Consider the following 8,843-nt stretch of genomic DNA (forward strand, 5'->3'; position numbering starts at 1 on the left):
TTTCTAGGACGAGTATTCAGTGACATGGCAACTTGATTTAAATAATGCTGATCTGCCTGATTTAAATCAATCCCTTTAGGTAAATATTGCCTAATTAAACCATTCATATTTTCGCATGTGCCTTTTTGCCAAGGTGAATGTGGGTCACAGAAATATACATCTATGCCTAAATCTTCTTCGAGTATTTTATGTTCTGACATCTCGCGTCCACGGTCATAGGTCAACGTTTTACGCAGTTCTGCAGGTAAATATTTCAGAGCTTCAGTTAAAGCCTTGCGCACTGATTCTGCCTTTGCATCAGGTAATGTTGCCAAGATACAGAGCCGTGTATTTCGTTCAATAAGTGTTGCTATCGAACTTTTATTGTCTTTACCTTTAATTAAATCAGCTTCCCAATGACCCGGTATTTTTCTTTCTTGAACTTCGGCTGGGCGCTCATGAATAGTTTTAATATCCTGTAATATAGAATCTTTTTTAGGTTCACCGTTAGCTTTTCGCTTTTTATTTTCATGACGCAGACAGGATAATAAGTCTTTTTTCAACTCACCCTTGGGTAATGCTCGTATCGTTGAATAAATCGTTGTATGGCTTACATTCATTGTTTGATCCAAATCAGGAAATGTCTTTAAACGCTTTGCTATTTGCTGAGGAGACCATAAACAACGGATCGCTTCAACAATAAATTTCCAGAGGATTGAATCGATTTTGAGTTTTCTGTGACCACGTCTACGTCTAGCGAAGGTGTTATCAGAAGCATATCGAGCTTGATAAACGTCATTGATGCTATTTCTTTTAAGCTCACGATAGATCGTACTAGGATGTCTTTTAATGAGTTCAGCAAATTTTCTGGCTGAAAAGCCTTCTTTTCTTGACTCAAGCATTAATGCAGTACGATCTTCAAAGTTAAGATGATGGTATGACAATTTTATATACTCCATAAACCCTTTAAATTAATTAGGTGGTTTATGTCGCACTTCAAGTTTTACTCTGCCAGGTATTTTCTATTTCAGATCACTTACCCTATGTATATGATTCTTTATCAATGATACAAAAGTATAATTTTGAACTTATATATAAAATTATACTCCCTATTCATAATAAAATCTCATCAGAAGAATACAAAGAAAGAGCCATAATTATAATTACACAGCTCAACGGTTATTTAGTTCAACATTCAAACAAAAATACAGATGAATGCTATAAACAATTTCTAAGAAATATACTTTTAAAAAATATATCAAGATTAGTTAGTGAACCATAAAATTAAAAACATAGGAGTATTTCTCCTATGTTTTAATATAAAATTTTCCTATCATATCCCTACATTAATGTTAAAAAACAACCATAAGAAATGATTAAAAAAACTAGCTAGTCTTATTAGCTATTGAAGAATAAATTAAATCAAAACATAATAATCGCAATGATCAAAATTGAAATTTCAATCTTTTAGAGAATCTTAATGGATAATGCTAAAGCATTAAAATTTATAAGCTTTATGCTCGCTTTCTTGTGGTTTTATCAAGGACTGGTTCCTAAACTAATTTTTATTAACTCTGATGAAATATTTGTATGGCAAACCATCGGACTTTCTTTTGAGTATGCAAAACTTGCAGGGCGCGCGAGCGGTATAGCTGAAATTATTTTTGGTTTATTGTTTCTTTTTTATACTCATAAATATATTCACTATTTAAGTATTTTAGGTTTATTCGGTTTACTATTCTTAATTGGTTTTTTAAAACCTTCTACACTTATCTCGCCTTATAACCCTATCGTAATGAATATTTCGATGATAAGTTTATCAATTATCTATTTGCTTTTATTAAAAGAGCAAACAACTCATTTTCATAAAGCTGCTCAATAGCGTTAATTTTAAAAAAATTTAGAGATTTCAATGAGTTTATCTAGTCGTGAAGTTGGCTGCGTAGTCATCACTGGAAGCACAAAAGGTATAGGTTTAGCACTCGCCCACGCTTTTTTAGATCTGGGATGTTCAGTTGTCATCGCTGGACGAAACGCGGAGCATCTTAAGCATGCTCTCACTCACCTAGAAAATCATTTTAGTAAAGAAAAATTTATTGGTTCATGCTGTGATGTGACACAAATTGCAGATTTACAAGCCTTATGGGAGGGAGCAATTCAGCATTTTGGACAAGTAAATGTGTGGATTAATAACGCAGGCAGCTGCCACCCAACGAAAGAGTTTATTGACCTTCAGCCAGATGAATTAAATGCAGCCGTTTCAACTAATATTTTGGGCACTTAGGTACTTCCACCAATAAAAATGCTCAGTAAAAGCTTTTCTAAAAAACTCTTACTGAGCTTTATGACTAATCCACACCCTCATTCTCTGAAGTATCTTCTTTATTTAAAATCCGCCCTTCTTGTTTTGGTCGAATCAATGGCGCAGTTGGTCTTGGATGATGAGTATGTGTATATTGCATACCTGCTCCCGCATTGACGTCATCTGCAGCGATTTCAGTTTCAAAACGCTCATTATCGAGATCTCGAATTTCCTCGGTAATTCTTTCTACTTCGTCTTCATCTACACCCAGTTCTTGCAAAATCACACCGCCAAACTTAACTGCAGATTCAAACGTTTCACGAATCATAAAGTCCACTTTTTGTTTAACTAAATGCAGTGAATGCTCACGGTCATATGAACGGACTAATAATTTTGCCAAAGGAAATTCATGGGTCACGAGTTCTACAATTCTATTGGTCGTTTCCTTGCTATCTACACACACCACAATCGCTTGTGCTGTTGCGGCGCCAGACGCATGCAGAATATCTAGACGGCAACCATCGCCATAATAAATTTTAAAACCAAACTTTTCGGCGTTTCTAATCATGTCGGTATTATTATCAATAATGGTGACATCGACACCTCTTGCTAATAATAATTGACTAGTAACCTGTCCAAAGCGCCCAAAACCAATCATTAAAACACTACCGCTTAGCCCGTCAGCAATGTCGATGTTTTCTAATGAAACCTTCGTTTTTGCTTGAGTAAAACGTTTGAAAATAATACCGACTATTGGGGTCAACACCATTGAAAGCACAACAATGGCGGTTAAGTTAGATTTAACGATACTATCAATAACTTGTGCACTTAGCGCAGCCGAGAAAAGTACAAAGGCAAACTCTCCACCTTGAGCCATAAGTAAAGCGCGGTCTAACGCTTCAGTATGAGAGCTTTTCGTTACTCGGGCGACCATATAAATCATGAGCGCTTTGACAAGCATTAGGGCAATTACACCACTCACAATAAGTTGCCAGTTTTGAGCAACTACCGATAAGTCCAATGACATACCGACCCCAAGGAAAAACAGGCCCAGTAATATTCCTCGGAATGGTTCAATATCCGCTTCAATTTGATGTCTAAAGGTCGATTCAGATAAAAGTACACCCGCCAAAAAAGCACCCATCGCCATAGTCAAACCGCTGACTTGCATCAGTAACGCTGCACCCAACACCACCAATAAAGCCGCCGCAGTCATGACTTCTCGGGCTTTAGCAGCGGCCAATAGTCTAAATAATGGGTTAAGTAACCAATACCCTGCCGCAATAAGCCCTGCAATTGCGAGTAAACCAATTCCTATATTTTCTAATCGTACCGATGTGCTTTCGACCACATGATTCGGTGCCATAAAAGCAACAATAGCCAGCAATGGCACAATGAGTAAATCTTCAAATAGTAAGATGGCTACAATCTTTTGTCCTCGGGGTTGAGTCAAATCCCCCCGATCACCCAATAACTGCATCACAATCGCAGTCGAGGTTAAGACGAACCCTGCCGCACCAATAAAAGCAACTTGCCATGTAAAGCCAAATAACAGCCCAACGCCAGTCAAAGCCAGCGCGCAAATAATAATCTGTAGCGTACCAAGGCCAAAAATTTCGCGCCTAAGACTCCACAAATGTGAGGGTTGCATTTCCAAACCAATCACAAAGAGGTACATCACAATTCCCAACTCGGCAATATGCAAAATTGCGGTGGAATCTTGAAAAAAAGCAAAACCGAATGGGCCAATAATTAGACCCGCAATTAAATAACCAAGTACTGAACCTAAACCAATACGTTTAAAAATAGGAACTGCAATGACAGCAGCCGCCAATAAAACCACAGGGGCAACCAAGCTAATTGAATGTGCTTCTGAGCTCATACATTTCTCATTTTATTTATCTGCAATTTATTCTATGTGAAACGAGGTTTAAGGGCGATTATTAGTTTTGAGAAAAAGCATCCTAAAAATTAAATGATTTAAGTCATCCGAAAATAAAAATTGAGCCTATAAATAGAAATCAAATACTCATGGACAAACACCCATAAAAAAAGCCCTAACGGGCTTTTTTTATATTAGGCAATAAATTTCAGCATGAGCTGAATGACTGTCGCATTAATTAAGTCGACAAAGAATGCGCCACAAAGCGGAACAATCAAGAAAGCCTTATGCGATGGACCATACATATTAGTAATGGCTTGCATATTTGCCACGGCTGTTGGTGTTGCACCCATACCGAAACCACAATGACCTGCTGCTAATACTGCTGCATCGTAGTTTTTGCCCATGACGCGGAACGTCACAAATGCCGCATATAAAGCCATCGTAATGGTTTGCGCACCTAAAATAACTACAAGCGGACCAGCTAAGTCGGCAAGTTGCCAAAGCTTTAATGAAAGCAATGCCATTGCTAAATAAAGCGACAAAGACGCGTTACCAAATACATCAATCGCGCGGTCGAAAATATCAATTTTCAACACGCTTTCTAAAATATTTCTTAAGATTACACCGCCACCGAGTGCCCAAACGAAAGTTGGTAACTCAAACCACGTTCCCTTACTAAAGCCAGTCATAAATTCAGCAAACGCTAAACATGCTGCAAACATACCCAGTGTAGTAATTGCATTATCGGCAGTAATTAAACGGACTTGATGCGGGTTTTCAAACGGAGCAAGGTCATCTGAATTTTGTTCAAGATGTGTGTCGCGATTTTGGATTTCAGCATTGGTTTTTGGTTGAGCAAGACTGTAACGATTAATGAGTAATTTCGCTAACGGCCCACCAATCACACCACCAATAATCAAGCCAAAGGTCGCACTCGCCATACCTAATGCTAAAGCACCCTGAATACCATGCTGGGTTTCTAAAATTTCACCCCATGCGCCAGCTGTACCATGACCACCTGTTAAGGTAATTGAACCTGCAATCAAACCAATAAGTGGGTCAAGACCCAATAATGTCGCAAGGCTCATACCAACAGCATTTTGCACAACAATGAATGATGCAACACAAATTAAGAAGATGACTAAAGCAGTACCACCTTCTTTAAGCTTCATAAAATTGGCACTTAAACCAATTGAAGCAAAGAACACGAGCATAAAGCTGGTTTGTAATTCGCTACTAAAAACAATGCTATACCCCCACAAAGTGTGGACAAGTAAAGAAACTACAGCAGCAACCAAACCACCAGCTACAGGTTCAGGGATATTATAACGTTTTAAAAAATCAATTCGATTAACAAGAAAGCGGCCCAACAATAAGACGATAACCGCCGAAATTAGTGTATAAAAACCATTAAAAACAAATTCCATATATGCTACTTTCTGATTACATTCCTAATGGATTGTAAAATAATTATATTTTATTTTTTATTATTTAAAAAAAACACAAACAAACTTTACAAAAACCATCTTTATTTAAAAATAACTATATAAATCAAAATATTGTTTTAAGTATTTAGTAAAAAATCATGATGTACCCTCTCCTAAATTTCTATCTTGCTTTGAGAATTAATTTTTTTAAAAGTTTTAATGCTCGAGTGATGAAATCAAGACATCTGGTTGCCTCAATCTTATTACTCTTTTTTTAAGCAACAGTATATTGCGCTAAGCTAAGCTCTAACTTGATACATTTAAAGAAAAATCCTGTCTTTTGGGTCACTGAACTTCTGCATCATTCACTTTAATATCCTTCAAAGACCAGCTCTTTACTGTTCTGGGCAACATCTTTATAGGTTTTATATTCAATGAGTTTATTGCTTAAAGTTCGTCAGAACGTTCCACAGCTACAATCTATTAAAAAATCTCTTCAGACACGTGCTGGTCAAAAAATACCTCACATGCTGATCAATGCATCAGATCTCTTTTTCAGAGGCCCTCAAATTGCCTTATCAGGAAAAACCCCATTTGATGTGATTCATAAGCATGAAATCATTACCTTACGCCATTATAAAAATGAGACTAGCTTATCTACACATAAACACCGTGTACCTTTAGTTATTGTTCCTCCATTAGCAGTGAACATGCTCATTTACGATTTGTTCCCTACGCGTAGCTTTGTACGCTATTTTTTAGCGCAAGGTTTTGATGTCTATTTAATTGACTGGGGCATCCCGACTCGGCACCAAGCAAAATATAACTTCGGTACTTATATTAAAGTTTTCATGCCAGAGATGTTAAAGCAAGTTCGCCTACACAGCGGTCAGCAACAGCTTTCTTTACATGGTTGGAGTTTGGGCGGCGCGCTTTCGCTCTGCTATACCGCATTGTTTAAAGATAAAGATATTAAAAATCTAATTATTCTCGCTTCCCCTATCGACACACACAAAGCAGGTTATATGGGGAAACTATACGGTAGTCTTACCAAACCCGCAGAATGGGTTCGCAAACATACGCCATTTCGTATTCGCCATCATGTACCAAGTGAAGCATTTCATATTCATGGCTGGCAAAACACGCTTGGCTTTAAATTAACGGATCCGATTGGAAATTTGAAAACATATTGGGAACTTTTTAAAAATCTAGATAACCGAGAGTTTATTGTCGATCATGCAACCTCAAGTTCATTTATCGATAATATGCTGGCCTATCCGGGCGGTGTCATGCGCGATATTATTCTCCGTTTCTGGATTGATAATGAACTGTCTAAAGGTGTAGTTAAATTTGGTGAACTTACCGCCTATCTAAAAGATATTAAATGCTCTGTGTTAGCTATTGGTGGCAACACAGATATTATTGTCACAGCTGATGCTGTTAAACCACTCATGGATTTAATTAGTAGCCAAGACAAAACATTCAAGGTGGTACCAGGTGGTCATATGGGCGTAGTTTCTGGTAGTCAAGCACCCACTACGGTCTGGCCAGAAGTAAGTACTTGGTTAGCTACTCGTTCAGAATAATTAATTCAAAAGCAGTAAAGCCAGTGTAGTCAGTTCTATGCTGGCCAAAATTTAAATTTTATAAGTCTGATATTCTAGTTTTATTTATATTGCAGTAGTTTTTTCTCATAATTCAAAAGCAGCTCATTACTAGATGACACAAAAATATAAATATAATTTCCTCACTATTAATCACATTAAAAATCCTTCAACACATAAATTTTATTTATTAGAAATACAATTTAATAAAACAATATTTTATCAAATGTTAAAATTTTTTAAATAAATTAATTTTCTCTTATTAATATTTATAAATTTTAAGAAAAGTATCTCTTAAAATTGATGTTACTTTTTGTTATTTATGTAAAGCTCATCTAAACAATATATTTACTTAAGTTATTGTTAAATAAATTTTTTTGTAAATTTAATTTTGTAAAATTTGATCATTATTTATACAAATGTAGGCAATCTCTCACAATTATGTAAGCCAAAGCTTACAACTCAAATGATTGTTTTTCTTATAATTAATTTCAGTACATATAAGCACTCTTTACTATTAAATAGAAAGCTGAATATTAATAAAGAGATCTGGAGAAAATGATAAAGTCATCTTTATTAATATAAAAACTCTTAATAATAGAAAAAGAATCTCAAAAATTAATATGTACTATCTTTCCTCTGGAAACAGAGGAAGGCAGAGTAAAACTTGAAGTGCGACATAAACCACCTAATTAATTTAAAGGGTTTATGGAGTATATAAAATTGTCATACCATCATCTTAACTTTGAAGATCGTACTGCATTAATGCTTGAGTCAAGAAAAGAAGGCTTTTCAGCCAGAAAATTTGCTGAACTCATTAAAAGACATCCTAGTACGATCTATCGTGAGCTTAAAAGAAATAGCATCAATGACGTTTATCAAGCTCGATATGCTTCTGATAACACCTTCGCTAGACGTAGACGTGGTCACAGAAAACTCAAAATCGATTCAATCCTCTGGAAATTTATTGTTGAAGCGATCCGTTGTTTATGGTCTCCTCAGCAAATAGCAAAGCGTTTAAAGACATTTCCTGATTTGGATCAAACAATGAATGTAAGCCATACAACGATTTATTCAACGATACGAGCATTACCCAAGGGTGAGTTGAAAAAAGACTTATTATCCTGTCTGCGTCATGAAAATAAAAAGCGAAAAGCTAACGGTGAACCTAAAAAAGATTCTATATTACAGGATATTAAAACTATTCATGAGCGCCCAGCCGAAGTTCAAGAAAGAAAAATACCGGGTCATTGGGAAGCTGATTTAATTAAAGGTAAAGACAATAAAAGTTCGATAGCAACACTTATTGAACGAAATACACGGCTCTGTATCTTGGCAACATTACCTGATGCAAAGGCAGAATCAGTGCGCAAGGCTTTAACTGAAGCTCTGAAATATTTACCTGCAGAACTGCGTAAAACGTTGACCTATGACCGTGGACGCGAGATGTCAGAACATAAAATACTCGAAGAAGATTTAGGCATAGATGTATATTTCTGTGACCCACATTCACCTTGGCAAAAAGGCACATGCGAAAATATGAATGGTTTAATTAGGCAATATTTACCTAAAGGGATTGATTTAAATCAGGCAGATCAGCATTATTTAAATCAAGTTGCCATGTCACTGAATACTCGTCCTAGAAA

6 protein-coding genes and 2 pseudogenes are annotated in these 8,843 nt (G+C 36.2%); 5 read left to right on the top strand and 3 right to left on the bottom strand.

All coding sequences use genetic code 11. From position 1 onward, the window contains the following. Nucleotides 1–938, bottom strand: a 938-nt coding sequence (locus tag MKL51_RS11020) for an IS30-like element ISAba125 family transposase (protein ID WP_079396101.1), incomplete at its 3' end; no start/stop codon positions are given. Nucleotides 939–991: 53 nt separating this feature from the next. Here MKL51_RS11020 and MKL51_RS11025 point away from each other — a divergent pair. The 3 genes and pseudogenes from MKL51_RS11025 to MKL51_RS11035 all read left to right on the top strand — a co-directional run. Further along, a pseudogene (locus MKL51_RS11025) lies at nucleotides 992–1,261 on the top strand (TetR/AcrR family transcriptional regulator); the annotation flags it as partial. 198 nt (nucleotides 1,262–1,459) lie between these two features. Continuing rightward, nucleotides 1,460–1,861, top strand: coding sequence for a DoxX-like family protein (locus MKL51_RS11030; RefSeq protein WP_017386491.1), 402 nt, complete (start codon nucleotides 1,460–1,462; stop codon nucleotides 1,859–1,861). Nucleotides 1,862–1,891: 30 nt separating this feature from the next. After that, a pseudogene (locus MKL51_RS11035) lies at nucleotides 1,892–2,260 on the top strand (SDR family NAD(P)-dependent oxidoreductase); the annotation flags it as partial. A gap of 67 nt (nucleotides 2,261–2,327) precedes the next feature. Here MKL51_RS11035 and MKL51_RS11040 read toward each other — a convergent pair. Together MKL51_RS11040 and gltS are read right to left on the bottom strand one after the other, a co-directional pair. Next, a complete protein-coding gene (locus tag MKL51_RS11040) occupies nucleotides 2,328–4,163 on the bottom strand; it encodes a monovalent cation:proton antiporter-2 (CPA2) family protein (protein ID WP_032005343.1) in 1,836 nt (611 codons plus the stop codon). A gap of 194 nt (nucleotides 4,164–4,357) precedes the next feature. Beyond that, on the bottom strand, nucleotides 4,358–5,593 hold the full coding sequence (gene gltS / locus MKL51_RS11045) for a sodium/glutamate symporter (protein WP_002115276.1): 1,236 nt from the start codon (nucleotides 5,591–5,593) through the stop codon (nucleotides 4,358–4,360). A gap of 434 nt (nucleotides 5,594–6,027) precedes the next feature. Between gltS and MKL51_RS11050 the strand changes: the two genes are divergently transcribed. Next, complete coding sequence (locus MKL51_RS11050) at nucleotides 6,028–7,179, top strand: alpha/beta fold hydrolase (RefSeq protein ID WP_032005341.1); 1,152 nt, start codon at nucleotides 6,028–6,030, stop codon at nucleotides 7,177–7,179. A 726-nt stretch (nucleotides 7,180–7,905) separates the two neighbouring features. After that, on the top strand, nucleotides 7,906–8,843 hold a 938-nt coding region (locus tag MKL51_RS11055; protein WP_079396101.1), incomplete at its 3' end, for an IS30-like element ISAba125 family transposase.

This window comes from Acinetobacter sp. AOR18_HL, assembly GCF_027855145.1.
Classification (GTDB): Bacteria; Pseudomonadota; Gammaproteobacteria; order Pseudomonadales; family Moraxellaceae; genus Acinetobacter; species Acinetobacter pittii.

Bases quoted from the DNA above. Each gene is read 5' to 3' on its own strand.
- MKL51_RS11030 (WP_017386491.1), top strand. From the start codon at position 1,460: ATGGATAATGCTAAAGCATTAAAATTTATAAGCTTTATGCTCGCTTTC.
- MKL51_RS11040 (WP_032005343.1), bottom strand. From the start codon at position 4,163: ATGAGCTCAGAAGCACATTCAATTAGCTTGGTTGCCCCTGTGGTTTTA.
- gltS (WP_002115276.1), bottom strand. From the start codon at position 5,593: ATGGAATTTGTTTTTAATGGTTTTTATACACTAATTTCGGCGGTTATC.
- MKL51_RS11050 (WP_032005341.1), top strand. From the start codon at position 6,028: ATGAGTTTATTGCTTAAAGTTCGTCAGAACGTTCCACAGCTACAATCT.